Source organism: Pseudomonas sp. B20(2017), assembly GCF_002113125.1.
Classification (GTDB): domain Bacteria; phylum Pseudomonadota; class Gammaproteobacteria; order Pseudomonadales; family Pseudomonadaceae; genus Aquipseudomonas.
Map to the genome: position 1 here is coordinate 374,810 of NZ_NEJP01000001.1, position 24,594 is coordinate 399,403.

At 58.6% G+C, this 24,594-nt stretch carries 22 protein-coding genes; 9 read left to right on the top strand and 13 right to left on the bottom strand.

Annotation, left to right across the window (positions count from 1 at the left end):
• Positions 1-23: 23 nt before the first annotated feature.
• On the bottom strand, positions 24-263 hold the full coding sequence (locus tag CAF63_RS01855) for a sulfurtransferase TusA family protein (protein ID WP_007958011.1): 240 nt from the start codon (positions 261-263) through the stop codon (positions 24-26).
• 97 nt (positions 264-360) lie between these two features.
• On the opposite strand from CAF63_RS01855, the gene CAF63_RS01860 reads away from it, so the two are divergent.
• A complete protein-coding gene (locus CAF63_RS01860) occupies positions 361-1,794 on the top strand; it encodes a M48 family metalloprotease (protein ID WP_085683180.1) in 1,434 nt (477 codons plus the stop codon).
• Positions 1,795-1,872: 78 nt separating this feature from the next.
• Here CAF63_RS01860 and CAF63_RS01865 read toward each other — a convergent pair whose 3' ends face one another.
• The 4 genes from CAF63_RS01865 to rpoE form a co-directional block, all read right to left on the bottom strand.
• The gene (locus tag CAF63_RS01865) at positions 1,873-3,321 is read right to left on the bottom strand and encodes a DegQ family serine endoprotease (protein ID WP_085683181.1); all 1,449 of its coding nucleotides are present in this window, start codon (positions 3,319-3,321) and stop codon (positions 1,873-1,875) included.
• A gap of 206 nt (positions 3,322-3,527) precedes the next feature.
• The gene (locus CAF63_RS01875) at positions 3,528-4,490 is read right to left on the bottom strand and encodes a MucB/RseB C-terminal domain-containing protein (RefSeq protein WP_085683183.1); all 963 of its coding nucleotides are present in this window, start codon (positions 4,488-4,490) and stop codon (positions 3,528-3,530) included.
• 8 nt (positions 4,491-4,498) lie between these two features.
• Positions 4,499-5,086: a sigma-E factor negative regulatory protein gene (locus CAF63_RS01880; RefSeq protein ID WP_011332903.1), complete on the bottom strand. Its 588-nt coding sequence runs from the start codon at positions 5,084-5,086 to the stop codon at positions 4,499-4,501.
• Positions 5,087-5,117: 31 nt separating this feature from the next.
• On the bottom strand, positions 5,118-5,699 hold the full coding sequence (gene rpoE, locus CAF63_RS01885) for an RNA polymerase sigma factor RpoE (RefSeq protein ID WP_003172477.1): 582 nt from the start codon (positions 5,697-5,699) through the stop codon (positions 5,118-5,120).
• A gap of 557 nt (positions 5,700-6,256) precedes the next feature.
• Here rpoE and nadB point away from each other — a divergent pair.
• Positions 6,257-7,873, top strand: coding sequence for an L-aspartate oxidase (nadB, locus tag CAF63_RS01890; RefSeq protein ID WP_085683184.1), 1,617 nt, complete (start codon positions 6,257-6,259; stop codon positions 7,871-7,873).
• Here nadB and CAF63_RS01895 read toward each other — a convergent pair.
• Positions 7,842-8,294, bottom strand: a complete 453-nt coding sequence (locus CAF63_RS01895; RefSeq protein ID WP_085683185.1) for a protein YgfX — start codon at positions 8,292-8,294, stop codon at positions 7,842-7,844. The genes nadB and CAF63_RS01895 overlap by 32 nt on opposite strands.
• Complete coding sequence (locus tag CAF63_RS01900; RefSeq protein ID WP_065257636.1) at positions 8,278-8,532, bottom strand: succinate dehydrogenase assembly factor 2; 255 nt, start codon at positions 8,530-8,532, stop codon at positions 8,278-8,280. Before CAF63_RS01900 ends, CAF63_RS01895 begins: the two co-directional genes overlap by 17 nt.
• Positions 8,533-8,681: 149 nt before the next feature.
• Here CAF63_RS01900 and CAF63_RS01905 point away from each other — a divergent pair, with 149 nt between their 5' ends.
• Complete coding sequence (locus CAF63_RS01905; RefSeq protein ID WP_085683186.1) at positions 8,682-9,623, top strand: folate-binding protein YgfZ; 942 nt, start codon at positions 8,682-8,684, stop codon at positions 9,621-9,623.
• Between the two features lie 35 nt (positions 9,624-9,658).
• A complete protein-coding gene (locus CAF63_RS01910) occupies positions 9,659-10,480 on the top strand; it encodes an HDOD domain-containing protein (protein WP_085683187.1) in 822 nt (273 codons plus the stop codon).
• Here CAF63_RS01910 and CAF63_RS01915 read toward each other — a convergent pair whose 3' ends face one another.
• The 3 genes from CAF63_RS01915 to CAF63_RS28740 form a co-directional block, all read right to left on the bottom strand.
• Positions 10,481-11,866 carry a sensor histidine kinase gene (locus CAF63_RS01915; RefSeq protein ID WP_085683188.1) on the bottom strand — a complete coding sequence of 462 codons (1,386 nt, stop codon included), beginning with the start codon at positions 11,864-11,866 and terminating at the stop codon, positions 10,481-10,483.
• The gene (locus CAF63_RS01920; RefSeq protein WP_085683189.1) at positions 11,859-12,530 is read right to left on the bottom strand and encodes a response regulator; all 672 of its coding nucleotides are present in this window, start codon (positions 12,528-12,530) and stop codon (positions 11,859-11,861) included. The genes CAF63_RS01915 and CAF63_RS01920 overlap by 8 nt, the downstream gene beginning before the upstream one ends.
• 125 nt (positions 12,531-12,655) lie before the next feature.
• The gene (locus CAF63_RS28740; protein WP_158090780.1) at positions 12,656-12,982 is read right to left on the bottom strand and encodes a hypothetical protein; all 327 of its coding nucleotides are present in this window, start codon (positions 12,980-12,982) and stop codon (positions 12,656-12,658) included.
• On the opposite strand from CAF63_RS28740, the gene CAF63_RS01925 reads away from it, so the two are divergent.
• Genes CAF63_RS01925 through CAF63_RS01940 form a run of 4 tightly spaced genes read left to right on the top strand, consistent with a single transcriptional unit; the run spans position 12,981 to position 17,015 of the window.
• The gene (locus CAF63_RS01925; protein ID WP_085683190.1) at positions 12,981-13,958 is read left to right on the top strand and encodes a tripartite tricarboxylate transporter substrate binding protein; all 978 of its coding nucleotides are present in this window, start codon (positions 12,981-12,983) and stop codon (positions 13,956-13,958) included. The two genes, CAF63_RS28740 and CAF63_RS01925, sit on opposite strands and share 2 nt — an antisense overlap.
• 58 nt (positions 13,959-14,016) lie before the next feature.
• Complete coding sequence (locus tag CAF63_RS01930; protein ID WP_085683191.1) at positions 14,017-14,475, top strand: tripartite tricarboxylate transporter TctB family protein; 459 nt, start codon at positions 14,017-14,019, stop codon at positions 14,473-14,475.
• A gap of 1 nt (position 14,476) precedes the next feature.
• Complete coding sequence (locus CAF63_RS01935) at positions 14,477-15,991, top strand: tripartite tricarboxylate transporter permease (protein WP_085683192.1); 1,515 nt, start codon at positions 14,477-14,479, stop codon at positions 15,989-15,991.
• On the top strand, positions 15,984-17,015 hold the full coding sequence (locus CAF63_RS01940) for an AbrB family transcriptional regulator (RefSeq protein WP_085683193.1): 1,032 nt from the start codon (positions 15,984-15,986) through the stop codon (positions 17,013-17,015). The genes CAF63_RS01935 and CAF63_RS01940 overlap by 8 nt, the downstream gene beginning before the upstream one ends.
• 3 nt (positions 17,016-17,018) lie before the next feature.
• Here the strand turns inward: CAF63_RS01940 and ung are convergent, their stop codons facing one another.
• Positions 17,019-17,714 (bottom strand): uracil-DNA glycosylase, encoded by a 696-nt coding sequence (gene ung / locus CAF63_RS01945; protein ID WP_085683353.1) that lies wholly within the window; start codon positions 17,712-17,714, stop codon positions 17,019-17,021.
• A 132-nt stretch (positions 17,715-17,846) separates the two neighbouring features.
• Between ung and CAF63_RS01950 the strand changes: the two genes are divergently transcribed.
• Entirely contained in the window at positions 17,847-18,959 is a 1,113-nt protein-coding gene (locus CAF63_RS01950; RefSeq protein WP_085683194.1) for an enoyl-CoA hydratase/isomerase family protein, read from the top strand.
• Between the two features lie 77 nt (positions 18,960-19,036).
• Here CAF63_RS01950 and CAF63_RS01955 read toward each other — a convergent pair whose 3' ends face one another.
• Both CAF63_RS01955 and CAF63_RS28215 read right to left on the bottom strand, forming a co-directional pair.
• Positions 19,037-24,214: a calcium-binding protein gene (locus CAF63_RS01955; protein ID WP_256574479.1), complete on the bottom strand. Its 5,178-nt coding sequence runs from the start codon at positions 24,212-24,214 to the stop codon at positions 19,037-19,039.
• A complete protein-coding gene (locus CAF63_RS28215) occupies positions 24,211-24,594 on the bottom strand; it encodes a hypothetical protein (protein ID WP_143492415.1) in 384 nt (127 codons plus the stop codon). Before CAF63_RS28215 ends, CAF63_RS01955 begins: the two co-directional genes overlap by 4 nt.

Genomic DNA, 24,594 nt, shown 5'->3' on the forward strand with positions numbered 1-24,594 from the left:
TTAAGTCATTTACGCGGTCGGTTTCAGGCTTTTTTCAGCCAGTAACGGTAGACACCCGCCTCGTCCTCTTCACGCAGCAGCGTATGACCGGCCAATTTGGCAAAGGTGCGAAAGTCGCGTTGCGAGCCGGCATCCGTGGCAATCACCTTGAGTACCGCTCCGCTGGGCAGCTTGTTCAGCTCCATTTTGGCCTTCAGCAACGGCAACGGACAATTCAGGCCACTGGCGTCCAGTTCACAGTCATGGGCTACAGCGTCGGTCATGCGTCACTCCGGATCAGGTGGTCAGGCTGCCTAGAATATCTGGTCGCAAGCCCGGTGTCCGGCTACAGTAAGGTCTTTGTCGACTAAGGCTTTGTGCATGACTTTTTTGCGCCCTACCCTGCTGACGCTCGCTTGCCTGCTCGCCTCACCGGGCTTCGCCGACGACCTGCCGTCACTCGGTGACGCCAGCTCTGCCATCGTCTCGCCACAACAGGAATATCAATTGGGTCGCGCCTGGCTGGCGTTGCTGCGCAGCCAGGTTTCACAGCTCAACGATCCACAGCTCAAGGACTACGTCGAGTCCAGCGTCTATAAGCTGGTGGAAACCAGCCAAGTCAATGACCGACGCCTGGAATTCATCCTGATCAATAGCCCGCAGCTCAACGCCTTTGCGGCGCCGGGCGGGATTGTCGGGGTCAACGGCGGCCTGTTCCTCAACGCTCAGACCGAGGGCGAATATGCCTCGGTACTGGCTCACGAACTGGCTCACTTGTCCCAGCGCCACTTCGCTCGCGGCGTCGAGGCTTCGCAGCGGATGCAGGTGCCGATGATGGCGGCGCTACTGGCCGGGATCGTCATCGCGGCTGCCGGTGGCGGCGATGCCGGGATCGCCACCATTGCCGGCACCCAAGCGGCAGCGATTCAATCGCAAAGGACCTTCTCGCGCCAGAACGAACAGGAAGCCGATCGGATCGGTATTCTCAATCTGGAAAAAGCCGGTTACGACCCACGATCCATGCCGACCATGTTCGAGCGCTTGATGCGTCAATACCGCTACGACGCCAAACCGCCAGAGTTCCTGCTGACTCACCCGGTCACCGAATCGCGGATCGCCGACACCCGCAACCGCGCCGAACAGGCCAGGCCCGGAGGTATCGAAGACAGCAAGCGCTATCAACTGATCCGGGCGCGGGTGCAGTTGATCTACGAGGAAACACCAGGTCTCGGCGCCAAACGCTTCCGCGCACAGCTGGATGAAAACCCGAAAAATGACGTGGCCCGCTACGGCCTGGCGATCGCTCAGATCAAGGGCGGCCAACTGAATGAGGCGCGAGAGAACCTCAAACAACTGCTGGAGAAATCGCCGAACGAGATCATCTACAACCTCGCACAGGTCGATCTGGACATCACCAACAACAAGCTGGCCGATGCCCAGTCCCGGGTTGACCGAATGCTCAGTCAGTATCCTGGCAATTACCCGCTGAATCAGGTGCGCGTCGATCTGTTGCTGAAACAGAACCGTACCGCCGACGCGGAAAAAGCTCTGGACGGTTTGTTGAAATCGCGACCGGACGATCCGGACGTCTGGTATCAGGTTGCAGAAACACGCGGATTGTCCGGCAACATCATTGGCCTGCATCAGGCCCGTGCCGAGTATTTCGCCTTGGTAGGCGATTACCGTCAGGCGATCCAGCAACTGGACTTTGCCAAGCGCAAGGCCGGCAGCAACTTCCCGCTGTCGTCGCGTATCGATGCCCGCCAACGCGAGCTGATGGAGCAGGAGCGCATGGTCAAGGACATGATGGGTTAAGCCCGCGCCGAGACAAATTCCGGACATAAAAAAACCGCCTCTTTCGAGGCGGTTTTTTTTACTTCTGAGAGAGCTGGATCATTCAGCCAGTTTGAAGGTGATGAAGCTGGCACGGCCCTGACGCAGAACGCGCATCGACACCGAACGGTTCTTCGGCAGCGCCTTGGCGATCTCGGCAAACTCCTTGGAAGAACCAATGGCCTGATTGTTCAGGTGCGTGATGATGTCGCCCGGTTGCAGACCGATCAGGGCCGCAGGACCGTCCTGCACTTCCTTGATCACCACACCACCTTTGAGGTCGTAGGTTTTCTTCTGCTCGGCGCTCAGCTCTGCAACCGAAACACCCAGACGATTGCTGTTAGTCTCGGCACCGGATTTCGGCAGGGCGTCCAGCTCTTTGTCTTCATCAGGAATAGCGCCGACTGTCAGCTCGACATTCTTGCGCTTGCCGTCACGAATGACCTCGAGATTGGCTTTGGCGCCAGCCTTCAACGCGCCAACCAGATGTGGCAAGTCAGCGGACATGACGATCGGTTGACCGTTCATGCTCAGAATCACGTCACCTACCTGCAGACCGCCCTTGGCAGCCGGGCCTTCATCCTGAATCTGTGCAACCAGCGCACCGGCCGGTTTGTCCAGACCGAACGATTCGGCCAGATCCTTGTTCACTTCCTGGATGACTACACCCAACCAGCCACGGCTGACTTTGCCGCCGCTTTTCAGCTGGTTGGAAACGTCCATGGCGACGTCGATCGGAATGGCGAACGACACGCCCATGAAGCCACCGGAACGGGTGTAGATCTGCGAGTTGATCCCGACCACTTCACCGTTCAGATTGAACAGCGGGCCACCGGAGTTACCCGGGTTGATCGGCACGTCGGTCTGGATGAATGGCACGTAGTTTTCATTCGGTAGACTGCGGCCGACGGCACTGACGATGCCTTGGGTCACGGTGTGGTCAAAGCCGAATGGAGAGCCGATTGCCACGACCCACTGACCGGCTTTCAGATCCTGGGATTTGCCGAGTTTCAGTACCGGCAGATCCTTGCCTTCGATTTTCAGCAGCGCCACGTCGGAACGTGGGTCGGTGCCGATCAGTTTGGCTTTCATTTCACTGCGATCAGCCAGACGAACCAGAATTTCATCGGCATCGGCGATCACGTGGTTGTTGGTCAGGATGTAGCCATCCGGCGAAATGATGAAGCCCGAACCCAGCGACTGCGCTTCACGTTGACGATCACCCCGCGGAGAGCGCTGTTGCGGCGGCATGCCGCGTTCGAAGAACTCGCGCAACATCGGCGGCAAGCCTTCCAGGTCAGGCATCTGCTGGTTCACTTTGCGATCCGGCAGCTTTTGCGTAGTACTGATGTTCACCACCGCAGGCGAGGCCTGTTCGACCAGTTGGGTGAAATCCGGCAGATTGGCCGGGCTGGCCGCCTCAGCCGCCTGGACTGCTGGAACAGCCTGACCGAGCACCAGCACAGTGGCGAAAATGGAGAGATAAGACTTCAAGCTTGGTATCGACATACAGCTCCCGTTACGACGAGCAGGGTTAAGCGATATGGAGCAAGGAACACCGGAAACCACAGGCCGGCATTTTTGTTCCGGGAACAACAAACAAGGCCAGAGCCGAGAGGCTCTGACCTATAAAAAATTTTCGGGTGTTTTGCAAATGAAAATGCTCAGCAAACATTTCACGTCTCGAAGACGAAGTGGAGATAGCTGGAATCAGCTCACTGCTTGCTGGTTGCAGCGCCATCATTGCGCATCGACAGGGCAATCCGTTCGGCGGTCCCAATTGGAATCTCGCCAACCACGGTCACCATCATTTCGCCTTGAGGTGTAGTCAGACGGCGGGATACGGCAACGGTCGGGCCCAGTTGAGTCCGGGTATCGGTGACGGTTGCGCCGTTCAGCGGTTCGAGAAAAACGGAGAAACGGGCCAGACCATCGTCATACAACAGGCTGTTGACCTGGGTCTTGGTTTCCGGATCCTTGTGCGAAGAACTACTGGTGAGTTCGAAACCAGGAGGCAGCCAGTCGGAACGCCAGACCTGCGCGGTCTTGACCGCAGATGCCTTGTCACTGTCGAGCGTGACTGTCTTGCAATCGGAGTTGGCTTGCAGGTCTTTATCAGATGGAACTTCAGAAGTATCCAGCCGCGTGAACTGGAACCTCTCGAGTAGCTGCCCCTTGTCGTTCAACAGCAGCGACTTGAGCGGCAGACCCGTTTCTTTGTCCAGATGCAGTTCGAAACCGTAGCGGTGCTGATCACGTGGCATCAGCGATACGATCACCGCTTCACGCCCGGCCACACGCGACTTGCCAACGACGGCAAGCTCATACCAGTTCTTCAGCTTTTGAGGATCGAGAGGACGAGCTGCGGAATTGGGAGAATCTCCCAGGCCCGCAATCAGAGTACCGCTGACGCATTGAGTATGCCCATCAATGCGCACAACTTCCTGGGCCGAACCGTCGAGCTGAAGCAAACGCTCGCGGACCTGGCCATTCTGGACGCGATGCCAGATGTTGTGGGTAGAAAAGCTACCGTTGCGCTCGTAAACGAATGTGCCGTGAAAGCTTTGCTGCTGCTCGGCCTGGCCCAGGCGGGTCAACCAGTCCTGAGCCTCGTCGGCATGAGCTGGAACAATGAACCAGCCGCTGAGCAGAAGCGAAAGTAGAGGTATGGCGCGCATGATCCCCCTTAACGGTTTTCCAGGCTTGCTGCACGTGCATATGGCAGCGCGCTCTCGGTGCCTTTCAAGGCAGCCTGTTGAGCGTGTTGACGCAGGTAACCTGGCAGACGCTGATCGTGCCAGCCTGGCTGACCTTGCAGTACGCCATTGGCCATTGGGCCAGTAGCTTCCGAACTCTCATTATAGCCTGCCAATACCGCCGGACCTTTGACCTGAGGAGTGGCCAACACTGGCTGATTGGATTGCTGAGCGAGTTCGACGCCGGCGATTTCGTCCTGGTTGTAAAGACGAACACCTGCGAGAACAGCAACGGTCACCGAAGCGGCTACGGCCAGACGACCGAGGCTGCGCCATGGGCCGCGAGACACTTTGGCAGGGGTCGCTTCGTCTTCCAGCGCAGCAGAAACGGCTGCAGCGAGATCCAGACGTGGAAGCAACAGATCCTTGTGCATGGCTGCCCGAGCGATCTGGTAACGAGCCCAGGTTTCACGGGTTTCAACATCGTCCAGTGCATTGAGCACTCGACGCAATTCCAGTTCGTCCGCTTCGTTATCCATCACTGCGGACAGCGATTCCTGCAGGGCTTCACGACTCATGGCGTTCCTCTCTTGGCTATCGCCGCTGTCTTTAGTTTTCCTGCAACAACGGCTGCAGGGCTTTATCGATGGCCTCCCGGGCGCGGAAAATCCGGGAGCGCACGGTACCAACCGGACATTGCATGACGCTCGCGATGTCCTCGTAACTCAGACCATCGAATTCGCGCAAAGTTAACGCCGTGCGCAAATCCTCTGGCAGTTGCTGAATGGTTCGATGGACGGTGCCTTCGATCTCATCCCGCAGCAATGCACGCTCAGGAGATTCGAGATCTTTGAGGCCGTGATCGCCGTCATAGAACTCTGCATCCTCGGAACTTACATCGCTATCCGGCGGCCGACGGCCGCGTGAAACCAGATAGTTCTTCGCCGTGTTGATGGCGATACGGTACAGCCACGTATAAAACGCACTGTCGCCGCGGAAATTTCCAAGCGCTCGATACGCCTTGATAAAGGCTTCTTGTGCGACGTCCTGGGCTTCATGGGTGTCGTGCACAAATCGCACGATCAACCCGAGAATCTTGTGCTGATACTTCAGCACCAACAGATCGAAAGCTCGCTTGTCGCCACGCTGAACGCGTTCGACCAGCTGCTGATCCTCTTCCTGGGTTAGCATGAACACTCCTCGATAAACTCGGAGGAGGCTTGCATGACCAATCGACCGGACTTGCAAACATAGACTCGGGCTTTTCGCAAAAGTTCTCCCCCTCCAAGCAAGTTTCCTGCGAGCTCTGATTTGGCACGCACGAAAAACGCAGCGCGGGATGAACCGGCTGCGCGAATAATCTTGTCATCGGCTCGCCGGCAAGAACCCAACCGCAGGTTCCGCATTGAAGCCGACACTGTCCCTTGTTTCGGGCAACTGTCTATTGATCTTGGGCCTCTGGCAAAAGTTCCAAATATTTATAGACGTGTCGCACCGACCTTGGGCAACCGTGAGCGGAAAAAGCCTGTTTCATCGTCGATACAGTCGCTTTTCCCCAAAACTGCTGAAAAAACTGACGACAAAGCGTCGGGATTTTTCCGTCACGGTAGTTTCACAATGCCATATCGGCCCGGCTATTGTGCCGCTCCACCCCTCTATATACTAGTGGGCTGTGTGGCTGCCTCGACTCGCCCCTGCGCCTGTCCTGCGCCAACCCCGACCCGGGTCGCTTTGAGCGGAATCCTGAAATGAGCCAACAGTTTCAACACGATGTTCTGGTGATTGGCAGCGGCGCTGCCGGTTTGAGTCTCGCGCTGACCCTGCCCGGTCACCTGCGCATCGCCGTACTGAGCAAAGGCGACCTCGCCAACGGCTCGACCTATTGGGCACAAGGTGGCGTCGCGGCAGTACTGGACGACACCGACACCGTCGAGTCCCATGTCGATGACACCCTGAATGCCGGCGGCGGCCTGTGCCATGAAGACGCGGTGCGTTTCACCGTGGAGCACAGCAAAGAAGCGATCCGGTGGCTGATCGACCAGGGCGTGCCCTTCACCCGCGATGAACAATCCGGTACTGAAGACGGGGGGTTCGAATTCCACCTGACCCGCGAAGGCGGACACAGCCATCGACGGATCATCCATGCAGCCGATGCCACTGGCGCCGCGATCTTCACAACCCTGCTGGCCCAGGCCAAAGAACGCCCGAACATCGAATTGCTCGAACAACGGGTAGCGGTCGATCTGATCACCGAACGTCGACTGGGGCTGGAAGGCGAACGCTGCCTCGGCGCCTACGTGCTCAACCGCAAAACCGGAGAAGTCGATACCTTCGGTGCACGCTTCGTGATCCTGGCGTCCGGCGGCGCTGCCAAAGTCTATCTATATACAAGCAACCCTGACGGTGCCTGCGGTGATGGCATCGCCATGGCGTGGCGTTCGGGTTGCCGGGTGGCAAACCTGGAGTTCAACCAGTTCCACCCCACTTGCCTCTATCACCCGCAAGCCAAGAGTTTCCTGGTAACCGAAGCCCTGCGCGGCGAAGGCGCCCATTTGAAGCTGCCGAACGGCGAACGCTTCATGCAACGTTTCGACTCACGCGCAGAACTGGCACCACGGGACATCGTCGCCCGCGCCATCGACCATGAAATGAAGCGCCTGGGTGTCGATTGCGTCTACCTCGACATCAGCCACAAGCCCGAAGCCTTCATCAAATCGCACTTCCCGACGGTCTACGAGCGCTGCCTCGGATTCGGCATCGATATCACCAAGCAACCGATTCCGGTCGTACCGGCGGCGCACTACACCTGCGGCGGCGTGATGGTCGATCAACAGGGCCGCACCGATGTGCCCGGTCTCTACGCCATCGGCGAAACCAGCTTCACCGGACTGCACGGCGCCAACCGTATGGCCAGCAACTCCCTGCTTGAATGCTTCGTCTACGCCCGTTCGGCAGCGGCGGACATTCTTGAGCAACTGCCCGACGTCGCGATCCCGCGCGCCCTGCCCGCCTGGGACGCCAGCCAGGTGACCGACTCCGATGAAGACGTGATCATCGCCCACAACTGGGACGAATTGCGGCGGTTCATGTGGGACTACGTCGGCATCGTGCGCACCAACAAGCGCCTGCAACGGGCACAACATCGCGTGCGTCTGCTGCTGGACGAAATCGACGAGTTCTACAGTAACTACAAAGTCAGCCGTGACCTGATCGAGCTGCGCAACCTGGCACAAGTGGCGGAACTGATGATCCGCTCAGCCATGGAGCGCAAGGAAAGCCGGGGCCTGCATTACACCCTCGACTACCCGGACCTGCTGCCCGAAGCACTCGACACTATTCTGGTGCCGCCCACCTACGTCGGCTGAACTTGAGCCGTACCCGCAGGCGTCGGTGCAAATCCGTCGCCTGCGCATCCCGAGGCACACAGATCGACCTGACCCGCCGCTCACCACGCAACCGAAAGCGCAGCACCACGATCAGCGGCAGCGCCAGACTGTCCGGGCGCAATTGCACCGTTTGCCAGCCATGGGCCCGGTTCCACACCTGCCAACCATCGGCGTCTCGCCGAAATCCGCTAAAAGACGTGGGATGAGTCAACAGAATCTGCCGCGGCAACACCCAGGCAGCATGGCCGAGACACGCGAAAGCCCCGAGCAAACCTGCCCAGAATGGAATCGATAACAGAAACAGAGAACCCAGCGCGAATGCCTGGGCCAGAAGATAAGCCGCCAGCAACTGCCGTGAGGCATGCCAGCGGCATTCGAACGTATTACTTGGGCTGGACACGATCCAGAATCATGCGAACCATGCGTTGCAGCTCGGGATCTTCCGATTCGCTGCGCTCCATGAACCAGCCGAACATGTCCTGATCTTCACACTCCAGCAGGCGGACATACAGCGCGCGATCCACCTCGTTCAGATTCGAATAGACCTCTTTCACGAACGGCACCAGCAACACGTCGAGTTCCAGCATGCCGCGACGGCTGTGCCAAAAGAGGCGATTCAGTTCAACTTGTTCGACCATGGAGCCCTCCTCAAATAGGCCGCAAGTATACAGGCCCGAAGCGGGCCGAACAGTCGGCTTTGGTCGGGCACCACCGATCCTTTATCAACTACCCATTTCAACACCGCCCCCTTATGATGTGCCCCAGTCTATTTACCCAGCGATGACCCATGGCCGATTCTGCTTTTTTCTGCACCCTGTCTCATGAAGGCGTTCTCGCGGTTCGCGGCGCGGATGCCGGCAAATTCCTGCAAGGCCAGCTGACCTGCAACATCAATTACCTGAGTGAAACCCAGGCCAGCCTTGGTGCCCGTTGCACGCAGAAAGGCCGGATGCAGTCGAGTTTCCGCATCGTGCTGGAAGGCGACGGCGTACTGCTGGCGATGGCCGGCGAGCTGCTGGAGCCGCAACTGGCGGATCTGAAAAAGTACGCAGTGTTCTCCAAATCGAAACTGACCGATGAAAGCGCCTCCTGGGTGCGCTTCGGTCTGGATCATGGCGATGCCGCCCTGAGCAGCCTGGGTCTGGAACTGCCGGCGGATACCGACAGCGTGGCTCGCCACGAAGGGCTGATCGCGATTCGCGTCTCCCCGAACCGGGCCGAACTCTGGGTGCCAGCCGATCAGGCCTACACCGTCAAAGGCAAGCTGTCCGCGCAATTGACCGAAACCGAACTCAATCAGTGGCTGCTGGGCCAGATCCGCGCCGGCATCGGTCAGGTCATGCCGAGCACCCGCGAGCTGTTTATCCCGCAGATGCTCAACCTGCAGGCCGTCGGCGGCGTGAGCTTCAAGAAAGGCTGCTACACCGGCCAGGAAATCGTCGCGCGCATGCAGTACCTGGGCAAACTCAAGCGTCGCCTGTACCGCGTGCAACTGGACGCCAGTGAATTGCCGGAGCCGGGCACCCCGCTGTTCGCCCCGAGCCACGGCAGCTCCATCGGCGAAGTGGTGCTGGCCGCCCGTACCGAAAAGAATATTGAACTGCTGGCGGTGTTGCAGGCCGAAGCTGCCGACGCAGGCGATTTGCATCTGGGCACGGCCGAAGGTCCGGCGCTGCACTTGCTCGACCTGCCTTACGAACTGGATCGCGACCGCGAAATCCAGCGTTGATCGCAGCATTTGTTGCAACACCCTAGAGAAACGACATGAGTGAGCTGGCGGATAAGGTCCAACAGGATTTGGTTGAGGCCATCGATAACGATGACCTGGTTCTGCCAACGTTACCGGAAGTGGCCCTGCAGATTCGCAAGGCCGCTGAAGATCCGGACATCAGCGTCAGCGACCTGAGCAAAGTGATCGGCCGCGACACGGCGCTGTCGGCGCGCCTGATCAAAGTGGTCAACAGTCCGCTGCTGCGCGCCACTCAGGAAGTCACCGACCTGCACACCGCCATCACCCGGCTCGGCGTCAACTACAGCAGCAACCTGGCGATCGGGCTGGTGATGGAGCAGATCTTCCACGCCCGCTCCGACGTGGTCGAACAGAAGATGCGCGAAGTCTGGCGCAAGAGCCTGGAAATCGCCGGTGTCAGTTACGCCCTGTGCCGCCGCTATACCCAGCTCAAGCCCGATCAGGCCGCGCTCGGAGGACTGGTTCATCAGATCGGCGTGCTGCCGATCCTGACCTATGCCGAAGACCACTACGAATTGCTGTCCGATCCGGTCAGCCTCAATCATGTGATCGATCAGATCCATCCGCTGCTCGGCGACAAGCTGCTGCGGGTCTGGGAGTTTCCCGAGCGCTTGGTGGAGCTGCCGGGGTTGTATCAAGACCTCAAACGCGAATCGCAGCAGATCGATTACGTCGACATCGTGCAAGTGGCCAGTCTGTATTGCCACAAGGACACCGATCACCCGATAGCCCGCATCGATCCGTTCAGCGTGCCGGCATTCCGCAAGCTTGGCATCGACCCGGAAAACAAGGCGCTGTGTGCAGATCTGGAAGAATCGCGGTCGATGTTCTACTGATCAACCGGCGACAAAACTCACCCGCACTTTCAAACCCGCCTGCTCGCCATCGTGCAGACTGATCTGCGCCAGATGCGCGCGGCAGATTTCCCCGACGATCGCCAGCCCGAGCCCGGAACCGGCCACCTGCTGGTTGCGCCGGTAAAAGCGTTCGAACACCCGATCCCGCTCCTCCAGCGGAATGCCCGGCCCATCGTCTTCAACCTCCAGCACCGCCGGCGCCGTGACCCGCAGGATCACGTTGCCGCCCGGCGGCGTGTGCGCCAGCGCGTTATCCACCAGATTGCTCAGCAACTCGTTGAGCAACGTCGGCTCGCCACGCAGCCAGACCGGCTCGTCCGCCTCCAGCGCCAGCGCGACACCCCGCGCGTGGGCCAGCGGCGCCATGGCCATGCCCAGTTCCCGCGCCAACTGACTCAGATCGAGCAACTGCGCACCGCCCTCGGCAATCGCCCGGGCGCCGTTTTCCACCCGGGCCAGCGACAACAACTGGTTGGCCAGATGGGTCAGGCGATCCGTGCTTTGCGCCGAAGATTCCAACGTGTCGCGCCAGGTCTGCGGCTCGTTCGAGCGCAAGCCCAGTTCAAGCCGCGCCTTGAGCGCCGCCAGTGGCGTGCGCAATTCGTGGGCCGCATCGGCGATGAATTGCGCCTGCCGCTCGAACTGCCCGCGCAGGCGCTCGGTAAAGTGATTGAGCGCCCGCACCAGCGGCCACAATTCGTGCTGCACTTCCACCAATGGCAAGGGCCGCAGATCATCGGGCTGACGCTCTTCCACTGCCGTGCGCAAACGCTCGATCGGCCGCAGCGCAGCACTCACCGCAAACCACACCAGCAACAACGCGCCAATCGCCAGCATCCCGAGCCGCAGCAGCGTATCGGCCGCCAGACTGCGGGCCATGCTGACGCGCGCCTCGTCGGTTTCGGCAACGCGAATCTCCGCCATGCCGTTCATGTTCGGTTCGCTCACTGCCTTGAGCAAACTCACCACGCGCACGTTCTGCCCCTGATATTTCGCGTCGTAAAAGCGCGCCAAGGCGGGATAGCTGTCGGTTCTCGGTGTGCCCGGCGGCGGGCCCGGCAGGTTTTCGTAGCCGGAAATCAACTTCTGGTTGATGTCGTTGACCTGGTAATAAATGCGCCCCGCACTGTCGTAGGCAAAGGTATCGAGCGCCACGTAAGGCACGTCGGCACTGAGACTGCCATCGCGCTGGGACAGACCGGCGGCGATGGTTCGTGCTGACGCGAGAAGTGTGCGGTCGTAGGCGGTGTCGGCGGCTTCGCGACCGTTCCAGTACGCGCTCAATCCGCTGGCGAGCATCAACACCACCAGCAGCAGCGCGAGGTTCCACACCAACCGCCAGCGCAGGCTGCTGGGCTTATGCATCGCGGCTTTCCAGCAGATAGCCCAGACCGCGAAAGGTCACGATGGCCACTGAATGGCCGTCGAGCTTTTTGCGCAGGCGGTGCACGTAGATTTCGATGGCGTCGGGGCTGGCCTCTTCGTCGAGACCGAACACCTGCGCAGCCAGTTGTTCCTTGCTCATCACCCGCCCCGGACGAGCAATCAGCGCTTCGAGCACTGCCTGTTCGCGAGAGGTCAGCGTCAGCAATTCTTCGCCGAGGGTGAAGCGCCGGGTATCGAGGTCATAGGCCAGCACGCCGCAACGCTGCTGGCGTTCGCCGCCGAGCACACTACGGCGCAGCAGGGCTTTGACTCGCGCTTCGAGTTCGGTGAGCTCGAACGGCTTGGCCAGATAATCGTCAGCGCCGAGATTGAGCCCATGGACCCGATCCTTGACGTCGCTGCGGGCGGTCAGCATCAGCACCGGCAGGTTCTTGCCCCGGGCCCGCAGGCGCGCCAGCACCTCAAAACCGTCCATGCGCGGCAGGCCGACATCAAGGATCGCCACCGCGTATTCCTCACTGCCCAGGGCCAGGTCGGCAGCCACGCCATCGTGCAAGACATCCACGGTCAGACCGGTGCTCTTGAGCGCCTGGGCAACGCTTTCGGCCAGCGGCAAATGGTCTTCGACGAGCAGGACACGCATGGATCTCTACCTCATTCAGGGATGGCCGACGCCATTCTTTGCGGCGGAGTTTACAGCCGCAACCGCCACTGTGAAGCCCGAAAACACGCGAAAGAATACTGAAAGGTTAGCGAAAGGTTGGGCCGTTACAGTCGCTTCACCGAGGGTCCCGACTGCCGACCTTCGCCGTTTTCTCCGTTGCTGCACCATAGCTTCAAAACGTAGCTCTCGAAAAACGCCACGATGCGTTTTCGCCAATAAGAACAATAACGAGGTACTGCATCATGCTGTCCACACAGCTTCAGGTTGACCCGTTTCATTCTTCCTCTCGTATTTCCCTGTTTTCGCTTGTCAGCGCCATCGTCGGCTGCGCGGCGTTCAACCCGTCCGGGTCTGAGCCTGTCAGCCTGCACGCGCGAAACTGCCGCACCTGAAATATCCCCAAAAACAACAACTCCCATGGAGACACTCATGAACCGATCCCTGCGCCGTTTCGCCCTCGCCGCCGGTTGCGTATTGTTCGCCGGCCAACTGATGGCCGAACCCAAACGTCCGGAATGCATTGCCCCCGCCTCACCCGGCGGCGGTTTCGACCTGACCTGCAAACTGGCGCAAAGCGCGCTGGTCAACGAAAAACTGCTGACCAAGCCGATGCGCGTGACCTACATGCCCGGCGGTGTCGGCGCGGTGGCGTACAACGCCGTCGTGGCGCAGCGTCCGGCTGATGCGGGCACTTTGGTGGCGTGGTCCAGCGGTTCACTGTTGAACCTGGCCCAAGGCAAGTTCGGTCGGTTCGATGAAACCAACGTGCGCTGGCTGGCGGCGGTCGGCACCAGCTACGGCGCCATCGCGGTGAAAAACGACTCCCCCTACAAAACCCTCGACGATCTCGTGCAAGCGCTGAAGAAAGATCCGAGCTCCGTGGTCATCGGCTCCGGCGGCACCGTCGGCAGCCAGGACTGGATGCAGACCGCACTGATTGCAAAAGCCGCCGGGATCAACCCGCGCGACCTGCGTTACGTCGCCCTCGAAGGTGGCGGCGAGATCGCCACCGCCCTGCTCGGCGGCCACATCCAGGTCGGCAGTACCGACATCTCCGACTCCATGCCGCACATCCAGAGTGGTGACATGCGCCTGCTGGCCGTGTTTGCCGAGAAACGCCTGGACGAGCCGGAAATGAAAGACATCCCGACCGCCCGCGAGCAAGGCTACGACATCGTCTGGCCGGTGGTGCGCGGTTTCTACCTCGGGCCGAAAGTCAGCGACGAAGACTACGCCTGGTGGAAAGACTCCTTCGACAAACTGCTGGCCTCCGACGACTTCGCCAAGCTGCGCGATCAGCGTGAGCTGTTCCCTTTCGCCATGACCGGCCCCGAGCTGGACACCTACGTCAAGAAACAAGTGGCGGACTACAAGGTGCTGGCCAAAGAGTTCGGCCTGATTCAGTGATCGTCTCTGTCTAGCGCTCACGGCCCTGCCACGCAGGGTCGTGACCCAGGAGCTCCCCATGCTTATTCAACGCATTTTTGCCTCGGTGCTGTTGCTGGTCTGCGCCAGCCTGGCACTGATGGCCTGGCCGTATCAGGCGGCTTTTTCCTACGAACCGGTCGGCCCTCGGGCATTCCCCCTGCTGATGCTGGGCCTGATGGGCCTGGCGCTGCTGTACATGGTGTTTCGCCCGGCGCCCATCAAACACAGTGAGGACGAACCGCCGCTGGATCGCGAAACCCTGACCAAGATCTCGATCTGCGTCGCCCTGCTGCTGGTGTTCGCCGGCTTGTTCGAACCGCTGGGCTTCATCCTCAGCAGCATTCTGATCGGCATCCCGATGGCGCGCCTGTATGGCGGGCGCTGGGTGCCCAGCATCATTGTCACGACGCTGATGGCGATCGGTTTGTACGTGCTGTTCGACCGCGTGATGGACGTACCGCTGCCCCTCGGCCTGCTCGACGTTCTGGAGAACTGATATGGATACTCTCGGTTATTTGGGTCAGGGCTTCGGCGTCGCGCTGAGTCCGTACAACCTGGTCACAGCCCTGACCGGCACGCTGATCGGCACCGTGGTCGGATTGTTGCCGGGCCTGGGCCCGATCAACGGCGTGGCGTTGCTGATCCCGATTGCATTCGCCCTCGGGCTGCCGCCGGAGTCGGCACTGATCCTGCTGGCGGCGGTTTATCTGGGTTGCGAATACGGCGGCCGGATCAGCTCGATCCTGCTGAACATTCCGGGCGAAGCCTCCACCGTGATGACCACTCTCGACGGTTACCCGATGGCCCGCAAAGGCCTGGCTGGCGTCGCGCTGTCGTTGTCGGCATGGAGCTCGTTCATCGGCGCCTTCATCGCCACCTGCGGCATGGTGCTGTTCGCGCCGCTGCTGGCGAAATGGGCGATAGCCTTCGGGCCGGCGGAATACTTCGTGTTGATGGTGTTCGCGATTGTCTGCCTCGGCGGTATGGCCGGCGACCGACCGTTGAAGACCTTCATCGCGGCGTTGATCGGTTTGTTTCTGTCCAGCGTCGGCATCGACGCCAACAGCGGCGTGTACCGCTTTACCGGCGACAACATTCACCTGACTGACGGCATTCAGTTCGTGGTGCTGGTGCTGGGCCTGTTCTCGATCAGCGAAATCCTTCTGCTGCTGGAGAAAACCCATCGCGGCCAGGAAGCGGTGAAAGCCACCGGTCGGATGATGTTCAACTTCAAGGAAGCGGCTTCGGTGTTCGTGGTGAACATCCGTTGCGGCCTGCTCGGTTTCATCATGGGTGTGTTGCCGGGTGCCGGCGCGACCCTGGCCAGCGCCGTTGCCTACATGACCGAGAAACGCATCGCCGGAGCCAGCGGCAAGTTCGGTCAGGGCGACGCGCGCGGCCTCGCTGCCCCGGAAACCGCGATCGGTGCCTCCGCCTGCGGCGCGCTGGTGCCGATGCTGACCCTCGGCGTTCCGGGTTCGGGCACCACGGCGGTGATGATCGGCGCTCTGTCGCTGTACAACATCACTCCCGGCCCGCTGCTGTTCCAGCAACAACCGGACATCGTCTGGGGCCTGATCGCCTCGCTGTTCATCGCCAACATCATGCTGGTGATCCTGAACATCCCGATGATCCGCATCTTCACCCGCATCCTCGCTGTGCCGAACTGGGCACTGGTGCCGGTGATCGCGATCATTACCGGGATCGGCGTCTACGCCGTGCACGCGACCACGTTCGACCTGTTCCTGATGGTCGGCATCGGCATATTCGGCTACATCTTGCGCAAACTGGATTTCCCGCTGTCGCCAGTCCTGCTGGGCTTCATCCTCGGCGGCCTGATGGAGCAGAACCTGCGCCGGGCGCTGTCGATTTCCAACGGTGCGCTGGAGATTCTCTGGTCGAGCCCGATCACCTTCGGTGTCTGGGTGCTGACAGCGATCATGTTGCTGATGCCACTGCTGCGCATCTGGCGCAAACGCTCTGCCGCGCAACGCGCTATCGCCGATGTCTGATCGGCTCTCCCTTAAAACCTGGTGGGGAACCCCGCTGGTCGGTCTGCTTGGCGGCTACATCGCCAGCCAGATCGGCTGGCCGCTGCCGTGGATGGTCGGCTCGTTGCTGGCGATCATCCTGGTGCGCTGCCTGACCCCGTGGCAATTGACCGAAATCCCTGGCGGCCGCAAATGCGGCCAGTGGATCGTCGGGATCGGCATCGGTTTGCACTTCACCCCGCTGGTGATGGAGCAGGTGCTCAGCCACTTCGGCCTGATCTTCTTCGGCGCACTGGTCACCAGCCTGTCGGCGGTGGTCGGCGTGTGGCTGATGCGCCGCACCGGCGAGGATCGCGCCACGGCATTCTTCTCCAGCATGCCCGGCGGCTCCGGCGAGATGGTCAACCTCGGCGCCCGCAACGGCGCGATGCTCAGCCATGTCGCGGCCGGGCAGAGCTTGCGGGTGCTGGTGGTGGTGCTGTGTGTGCCGGCGGCATTCAAATATCTGCTGGGTGATGGCACCCCGATTTCACACGCTGGCAGCGTCGATTGGCGCTGGCTGGCGATTCTTTTTCCGGCGGGCGGCCTGCTCGCCTGGTTTTGGCAACGTTTGCGTCAGCCCAATCCGTGGCTGTTCGGCCCGCTGCTGGTCAGCGCGGCGGTGAGCATAGGCTGGGATCTGCACATTGGCCTGCCCAATGGCGGCAGTCAGATTGGTCAGTGGCTGATCGGCAGCGGATTGGGCTGTCACTTCAACCGGCAGTTCTTCCGCCGCGCGCCATCGTTCATGGGACGCACGTTGATCGGCACGGCGCTGACCATGCTGATCGCGACCCTGGCGGCATTGGGGCTGAGTGCACTGACTCATCTGGATCTGCGATCACTGACCCTGGGCATGATGCCCGGCGGAATCGCCGAGATGAGCCTGACGGCAGAAACCCTGCAATTGTCAGTGCCGCTGGTGACGGCGATGCAGGTGATGCGGTTGCTGTTCGTGTTGTTTCTGGCGGAACCGTTGTTCAAATACTGGAACCGCCAGCCCTGAGTTTCAGACCACCGACGGCAGGCGCCACTCGATCGGCGCTTCGCCGTTCTGCTCCAGGAATTTATTGGTGCGGCTGAAATGCCCGCAACCGAGGAAACCGCGATAGGCCGACAGCGGCGACGGGTGTACCGAAGTCAGCACCAGATGTTTGGTCGCGTCGATCAGCTTCTGTTTGCTCTGCGCGTGGGAGCCCCAGAGCATGAAAACCAGATGCGGCTGGCGCTGGCTGACCACTTCAATGATCCGGTCAGTGAAGAACTGCCAGCCCTTGTCCTTGTGCGCATTGGCGTTAGCGCGCTCGACGGTCATGGTGGTGTTGAGCATCAACACGCCCTGATCGGCCCAGCTCTGCAGATAGCCATGGTTGGGGATGTCGATGTTCAGGTCGCGCTTCAGCTCTTTATAGATGTTGACCAGCGAAGGCGGCGCCGGTACGCCCGGCTGCACCGAGAAGCACAAGCCGTGTGCCTGGCCCGGGCCGTGGTACGGGTCCTGGCCGAGGATGACCACTTTCACCTTGTCCAGCGGGGTGGAATTCAACGCATTGAAAATCAGCGGTCCCGGCGGATAGATTTCCTTGCCGGCCGCCCGCTCCTGCTGCAGAAAAGTGCGCAACTCTGCCATGTAGGGCTGGTCGAATTCGGCACGCAGTGCCTCCTTCCAGCTCGGTTCGAGTTTGATACGGTCGTCAGCAGTCATGGTCATACCCGGCAAAAACAATGGGGCGAACCCTAGGAAAGCCGACCACGCTTGTCAATTGATCTGACGCAGATCCGGCACTTTCCCACACAGCGATCATACTGATCGTTCAAATTCCCGATCGAGGTCACGATGAATCTGCACTTCGAAGAACTCACCGGCACCGATGGCGCGCGCCTCGGCGTGGCCACGCTGGACGCCGAAAAGTCGCTCAATGCGCTGTCCCTGCCGATGATCCACGCCCTGAGCGACAAACTGAACGCCTGGGCCAAGGATCCGCAAATCGTCTGCGTGCTGCTGCGCGGCAATGGCGCCAAGGCCTTCTGCGCCGGCGGCGAAGTGCGCAGCCTGGTGGAAGCCTGTCGCGCCCATCCCGGTGAAGTACCACCGCTGGCCGCACAGTTTTTCAACGCTGAATATCGGCTGGACTACAGCCTGCACACCTACCCGAAACCGTTGATCTGCTGGGGCCATGGTTATGTGCTCGGCGGCGGCATGGGCCTGCTACAAGGCGCGAGCATCCGGATCGTCACGCCGAGCAGTCGTCTGGCGATGCCGGAAATCAGCATCGGCCTGTACCCGGATGTCGGCGCCAGTTGGTTCCTGTCGCGTCTGCCGGGCAAGCTCGGTTTGTTCCTTGGTTTGACCGGCGCGCACATGAATGGCCGCGATGCGATCGATCTGGACCTGGCCGACCGCTTCCTGCTCGACGAACAACAGCAGGAACTGATCGACGGCTTGCTGCAGTTGAACTGGCAGGAACAGACCGCCATGCAGCTCAACAGCCTGCTCAAGGCGTTGCAGCAGGAAGCCGTCGCACAAATGCCGGAGGCCCAATGGCTGCCGCGTCGGCAGCAGATCGATGAATGGCTGGATGTCAGCGACGTGACCTGCGCCTGGAAAGCCATCAGCCTGCATCGCGACAGCAGCGACCTGTTGATTGCCCGTGCCGCGAAAACCATGAGCGAAGGCTCGCCACTGACCGCGCATCTGGTCTGGGAACAGATCATTCGTGCCCGCCACTTGTCGCTGGCCGAAGTTTTTCAGATGGAATACACCCTGAGCCTCAATTGCTGCCGGCATCCGGAGTTCAGCGAAGGGGTCCGGGCGCGATTGATCGACAAGGATCACAAACCGCACTGGCACTGGCCGGACATCGCCCGGGTGCCGGACGCGGTGGTCGAGGCGCACTTTCACAAGGTGTGGGAGGGGCGGCATCCGCTGGCGGATCTGTCGCAATACTAAAACTGATCATTGCCCGCGATGGCAGTCTCCTAAGCTCTGTCGCGGGAAGTTTGAGCCCGTTGCGAAAATATCTGCGATCAAACATTCAACTCGTAAAACGCGATTATTTCCTTCATTGCCCGCAACGCCTCCTCATCATTTCTCGCCAAGATGTCCTCTACGTCCCGTAACGGAGGTAGAGGGTGCAAAAGCTCAGCGAGTTGGTTCGCCGTGTAACTTTTAACAGCGCCCTCTTCTCCTTGAACGCTGATGAAGCTGATAGCGGCATCGTCTCCTGAAAAGTGTTCGGAGACACTAATCTTTGGAGACATGCCATAACTCACTACGATGACGAGATCATCCCGTTCACGGTGAAACTTGAGTTGATCAATCGACAGTCCGGCCTCCGAAAAGTCTATACCGTCGGTTCCGCCACCGGCATTGACTACCAGGTCTCGCCCAAGTCCATCATATTTATAAACATCATTGCCCCCGCCACCGGACAAGGTGTCATTGCCCGGCCCACCGTAAAGCACGTCATCGCCTGAACCACCGCCGAGCAGATCATCTCCTTGCATCCCTCTTATTTCACCAGCGCCGCTGAGGGTGTCATTACCGCGACCGCCCACGAGCGGTAGAAAACGGCTGTCTCGAAAAGACTTAACCTGAGTAGCGTACTGAACGGTGATGCCATGATGATAAGTATCGGGGGCAATGCCTAAGCGGCTAACGACGTCTTTAAAATTGATGCTCGAACCATCAGCAAACCTCACCCTTTCAATTCCGGAACCACTGAGATCGTTCGGATTGGGCAAAACGATTCGTACTTTTTGAGTTCCGCCCCATTCGATATCGAGTGTGGTGTACAGCATCTGGGCTCGAGGCGGTTGACGATGAGCACCACGCAGTGGGGCCGGTGAGAGTTCAATATTTACCGTCTCAACCAACACAGCGCCCCAGGTTAGCGTCAACTTATCTGGTTTCGCCTCTTCCGGAAGAACGACTGTATCAACATCAAGCCCCGCAAACTCTTCATGCCACCCAGAGACTCCAACCTCGGGACGCAAAAAAACAGGGTTAAGCACGTCGGCAATAATGGTGGTTGCGCCATCATGCGCTTCAACTATGTAAGTGTCGGGACCGTTTTCACCGTAAAGCCAATCTTCTCCCGGCCCACTGATCAAATAATCGGCTCCCGCAGAGCCGAGCAGCGTGTCGTTGCCTGCGCCAGCCGATAAAAATGCACCCGGGATCCTGTCGTTCACTCCGCCGTACTCAAGCACTGAATCAGCGTAGGTAACCACCAAGTCATCTCCTGCACCGCCATGAAAGAGATTTCCCACTTCGAGATTTACCCTGCCGCCAGCGTCATTACCATGAACAACTTTATGTTTGATCGTTTGGGTAGTAGAACTCCAGCGAAACGCTTTACGAACAGTTTCATGATTTTCAAAACTGCCAGCGGGGTACACGTACCACCCCAGAATAGCGCCCGAGTGGTCTATATCTTCGACTACAGCATCACCCACGTTGAACGAGAACCCCGAATAACTGGAGCCAGACGGGTAATATTTTGGCTTTTGTTTCGGTAATTGCGCAGTTTCAGCTTTTACAAACTTGAACGTGGTTTTCGTTGCAGAAATTGACTGCCTTTCACTCACCACGGCGTCTGCGGCAATCGCCTTCATCCACTCAGGTGTATTGGAAAAGACTCCGGCTTCAACGTCCTCATGGATCAGTTCGGCGCTGATGGCATAGCCACTTTCGTCGGTAGCAATATGACTTCTAACCCAAACACCCTGATCGTTCAGTGCAAATCCTGATGCCTGCCGGGCCGCTGAGCGCTTTGTGTTCAGTTCCGAACGAAAAAGGCTATCCCACCGGGTGTGACGACCCGTTTCACTGCCTTCCCTCTCAGTAGAAGCGGCTAAGTCATCGGGCAGTGTCTGGACGACTGCTTCGCTCTCACTCTCAATGTCCTGCTTTTTTTCGGGATCGGGTACCGCAGCAAATGTCGCAGAAGGATCCGTTACATCTACCGGTTGCACCGTCAATTTGATTACATCCTGGAAATTCAGGATCACGCCGTCGCTGAACCTGAACGTAGAACCTGCCCACTTTTCATGGTGAAGAATCAGAAGCGCGTCACCAATACCATTCGACAGCCGCAACGCCGTGCCCACATCAAGATTGACGATCTTGGCCTGCAAGTTCTCCGCAGAAAATCCATCACCAAAACTTACGACATTGTTGCCACCTGTATCGGTAACAACATCCAGTCCATCGCCCACTCCGAAGTAAAAAACATCGTTACCCTGCATCCCTTCCAGATAATCGTTGCCGGCACCACCCTCAAACACGTTATCGCCAGGGCCGCCGCGTAAATAATCGACTCCCTCCCCGCCAACCAGCGTGTCGTTTCCGCCACCGCCCAGCAAAGTGTCGTTGCCTGAACCGCCATCAAGATAATCAGCGCCATGTTCTGCTTCGGATGTTTGCTCGTAGTCCCCCATCAAAAAGTCATCATCGGCACCGCCCAAAAGCGTATCGGCGCCCAAACCACCCCAGAGCGTATCGTTTCCTGAATTACCTTGAATGTGATCATCGTTGGTTCCGCCCGTTTGCAAGTTGGGCTCATCGCCATCCAGAGCGTCGGCGCCTGATCCGCCTATCAGTGTGTCGGAGCCACCCAACCCACGGAGTTTGTCGTCACCCGCACCGCCATCGAGATAATCATCACCGTGGTAACGAATTGGGTGCTCATGGTAATCACCAACCAATTCGTCGTTACCGCTGCCACCGAAAAGTAAGTCATCCGCACCTCCGCCCCAGAGGGTATCGTCCCCCGCGCCGCCATCCAGAAAATCACTCCCGAAAAAATGCGCCGCATCACCCGAAATTCCTTGCAGTACGCTGTCATCTCCGTTCAGAACATCATTGCCAGCGCCACCGTACAGCACGTCGTTACCACCGTTGCCGGCTAGAGCGTCATCGCCATCGCCGCCCTGCAAAAAATCGTTGCCATGGTGGCTGCCGTGGAGACCGCCACCCCAATCGAGGTTGTCTCCAAACAATGTGTCATTGCCACTCCCGCCAGCCAGCGTGTCATTACCTCCCTCCCCGGCCAACGTGTCGTCTTCACTTCCGCCGTCAAGCAGATCATCTCCCCAGCCTCCATTGATAAAGTCCCGGCCCCCTTGGCCATAGAGAACGTCATTGCCTCCCTCCAAGGGTTGGTTCAAAGAGGAGTTCTCGAAGACGGTACGAAAGCTAGTGACTCCACCGGGGATTTGAACGTTGATTTGCTTGTATTCCCAATTTTGCTCATGTGCGCCCGTTGCTTCATCACCGGATAAATTGTCATCACCAGCCCCCCCGACCAAGGTATCTCGACCATTCCCACCGAGCAGCACATCTCCCGCGGCAGTGCCGACAAGCAGGTCATCACCCTGCCCACCATCCAGCCAGTCGCCGCGGCTGGCCTTTCCCTTTGCGGCATCAGCCAAGGCTTTTTCAAGCGTCGACTGCTTGTCGCCGAACAAGCGGTCGTTCCCGTCTTTGCCAAACAATCGGTCAGAACCGCCAAGACCAACGATCAGGTCGTCTTTCGGTGATCCATAAAGCAAGTCAGCTTTGTTCCTCTGCTTAACATTGGGCAAATGCACGGCGTTGCCCAACTCATCAAAGGAAGGCTGATCTCCGCGAACATTGGGGTCGTTATCTTTAATTTTCCAGTCGCCTTGAAGGACCAGGTCGGGGACGGAGAGGGTCTGGCTTTGGTAATCAGGAAGATCAATGCCGAGCATCCCTGGCTTGAAATTCTTTACGACGATGAGATCACTCAGTCCGTATTTAATGTTCAGCGTGTTTTCAGCCAGATCTTCAATGAGCGTCAAGCTGATGGCTCGATCTTCCGTAAGCCAGATATTGCTGAGCGGAGCACTGCGTTCGAGAGGTGGGATCGGAAGTCCATTTATCAGCAACGCGCCACCAACGTCCGCATCAAAAATTTCGTCGACTCCATCTCCGCTGGAGAACTCGTATCGATCGTTACCCGCCCCTCCCGTCAGAGAGTCGTTGCCCTTTCCACCCACCAAAACATCATCACCAACCATCCCGTGCAACGCGTCATTCCCATCGCCTCCACTCAAAAAGTCGTTACCGCGAGCCCCCTGGATAAAATCATTACCGGAAAGTCCGCTGATTGAATCGTTGCCACCACCGCCGTAAAGATGATCGGTATTCGTTCCGCCACCAAATGATCGTCCGCCGTCATCACCAAACATGACCAGAGGGTTTGAGACGCCTGTGGTCATCGGGGCCTGTTTGCCTGAAGCCAAATCCGAATAGGAAAAGGTCTGGACGGTGTTTCGACCGAACGATCCATTGGTTCGGGAAATCAGCCGGGCCAGCATTTCAGAACGATCGGCAAGCCACTGCTCAGTGATGAAACCCTCCCCCGTTTCGGGATCGTAAAGCTCCAGTTCGCGTCCGGAAAAACCGTCGGCTCGCTCAATCACGATTTCGCTTAGTTGCTTGAGGGAATTGCGTAACGCGGCGCCGATTGGCGTTGCCTGACTGGCCAACGTTGCCCAGTCCTTGGCACTGCCATACTCGCCAATGGTTCTGGTAACGATGCTTTGCGATTGAGACGGAGAAAGTGCGGAGAAAAATGTGTAGGCATTGGAGGCGAAGGTTTCGTCGGTGGTAGGCGTGGCGGCCGAGTTTCCGTCGTAGGTTCGCCTGAGCATGTCAAAAAAATCATTCAGGTTATATCGCAATATCAGGCTGACAATAGGTGAGATGGGCGTACCTTTCACCACATGCTGAATCAGCGGATTGATGCTGCCACTGGCAAGAGCGATGTTTATCTGTTCGGGCAGGACTGAAAACAGGCTTTCAACCATATTCGACCCGAAGTTTTTAATCACTGCCTGCAATGCAACACTGTATGAGTCCACGGCAAACAGAATATTCTTTAGATCGTCCAGCCTATTGAACTTGGCGAGATCATGATTACCTTTGATGTGGGAGTCCGGATCACCGGCGGAGATCAATCGCCAGGTTTCATAGGGTCTTTCTCCACCCAACAGGCTGAAGCCGATTGTTCCAGACCATCCCGCATTACGACTGGTAGCTGTATCAATGTCACCAACATCTTCACGAAATAATACTTTACCAATAGCGCTCGCATCGATTTCTGCAATTTGGCTTATGGAGGGCACAGTCCATGGAGCCAAATCATGCTCAACGGAGCCTTTTATCAACGTATTCATGAGATTGACAGCCACCTGATTAGATGACTGTTGCATCTTCGAATCGCTGATTTTTTATTTAACCTTAACTCCCCCTGCCGCAGGGTATAAGTTCGGATCAATGCAGAATAAGCGCCCACTCCGCCATTTGCATCAATTGCTACATCGAGCCAGAGTTTGGCATCTTTAAAAATGCCCATTACGCTCTCATCGAACGCAAAACCGCCTAAAAATTTCCCACCCAAAATATTCGACAATGTACGATAAAGTACAGCGCAGTTTCGCCCCTCCACTGCCATCGCAAAATACTCTTCCTCCTCGACATTGAATTTCATTCCCTCACAAATATTTGCAGCCTGCAAAATTTCCGACTTTTCCAAATCACTGAATATATAGCTCAT

Excerpts from the sequence above, each read along its gene's own strand:
- CAF63_RS01855 (WP_007958011.1), bottom strand. The coding sequence starts at position 263 with ATGACCGACGCTGTAGCCCATGACTGTGAACTGGACGCCAGTGGCCTG.
- CAF63_RS01860 (WP_085683180.1), top strand. The coding sequence starts at position 361 with ATGACTTTTTTGCGCCCTACCCTGCTGACGCTCGCTTGCCTGCTCGCC.
- CAF63_RS01865 (WP_085683181.1), bottom strand. The coding sequence starts at position 3,321 with ATGTCGATACCAAGCTTGAAGTCTTATCTCTCCATTTTCGCCACTGTG.
- CAF63_RS01875 (WP_085683183.1), bottom strand. The coding sequence starts at position 4,490 with ATGCGCGCCATACCTCTACTTTCGCTTCTGCTCAGCGGCTGGTTCATT.
- CAF63_RS01880 (WP_011332903.1), bottom strand. The coding sequence starts at position 5,086 with ATGAGTCGTGAAGCCCTGCAGGAATCGCTGTCCGCAGTGATGGATAAC.
- rpoE (WP_003172477.1), bottom strand. The coding sequence starts at position 5,699 with ATGCTAACCCAGGAAGAGGATCAGCAGCTGGTCGAACGCGTTCAGCGT.
- nadB (WP_085683184.1), top strand. The coding sequence starts at position 6,257 with ATGAGCCAACAGTTTCAACACGATGTTCTGGTGATTGGCAGCGGCGCT.
- CAF63_RS01900 (WP_065257636.1), bottom strand. The coding sequence starts at position 8,532 with ATGGTCGAACAAGTTGAACTGAATCGCCTCTTTTGGCACAGCCGTCGC.
- CAF63_RS01905 (WP_085683186.1), top strand. The coding sequence starts at position 8,682 with ATGGCCGATTCTGCTTTTTTCTGCACCCTGTCTCATGAAGGCGTTCTC.
- CAF63_RS01910 (WP_085683187.1), top strand. The coding sequence starts at position 9,659 with ATGAGTGAGCTGGCGGATAAGGTCCAACAGGATTTGGTTGAGGCCATC.
- CAF63_RS01915 (WP_085683188.1), bottom strand. The coding sequence starts at position 11,866 with ATGCATAAGCCCAGCAGCCTGCGCTGGCGGTTGGTGTGGAACCTCGCG.
- CAF63_RS01920 (WP_085683189.1), bottom strand. The coding sequence starts at position 12,530 with ATGCGTGTCCTGCTCGTCGAAGACCATTTGCCGCTGGCCGAAAGCGTT.
- CAF63_RS01925 (WP_085683190.1), top strand. The coding sequence starts at position 12,981 with ATGAACCGATCCCTGCGCCGTTTCGCCCTCGCCGCCGGTTGCGTATTG.
- CAF63_RS28740 (WP_158090780.1), bottom strand. The coding sequence starts at position 12,982 with ATGAGTGTCTCCATGGGAGTTGTTGTTTTTGGGGATATTTCAGGTGCG.
- CAF63_RS01930 (WP_085683191.1), top strand. The coding sequence starts at position 14,017 with ATGCTTATTCAACGCATTTTTGCCTCGGTGCTGTTGCTGGTCTGCGCC.
- CAF63_RS01935 (WP_085683192.1), top strand. The coding sequence starts at position 14,477 with ATGGATACTCTCGGTTATTTGGGTCAGGGCTTCGGCGTCGCGCTGAGT.
- CAF63_RS01940 (WP_085683193.1), top strand. The coding sequence starts at position 15,984 with ATGTCTGATCGGCTCTCCCTTAAAACCTGGTGGGGAACCCCGCTGGTC.
- ung (WP_085683353.1), bottom strand. The coding sequence starts at position 17,714 with ATGACTGCTGACGACCGTATCAAACTCGAACCGAGCTGGAAGGAGGCA.
- CAF63_RS01950 (WP_085683194.1), top strand. The coding sequence starts at position 17,847 with ATGAATCTGCACTTCGAAGAACTCACCGGCACCGATGGCGCGCGCCTC.
- CAF63_RS01955 (WP_256574479.1), bottom strand. The coding sequence starts at position 24,214 with ATGAATACGTTGATAAAAGGCTCCGTTGAGCATGATTTGGCTCCATGG.
- CAF63_RS28215 (WP_143492415.1), bottom strand. The coding sequence starts at position 24,594 with ATGAGCTATATATTCAGTGATTTGGAAAAGTCGGAAATTTTGCAGGCT.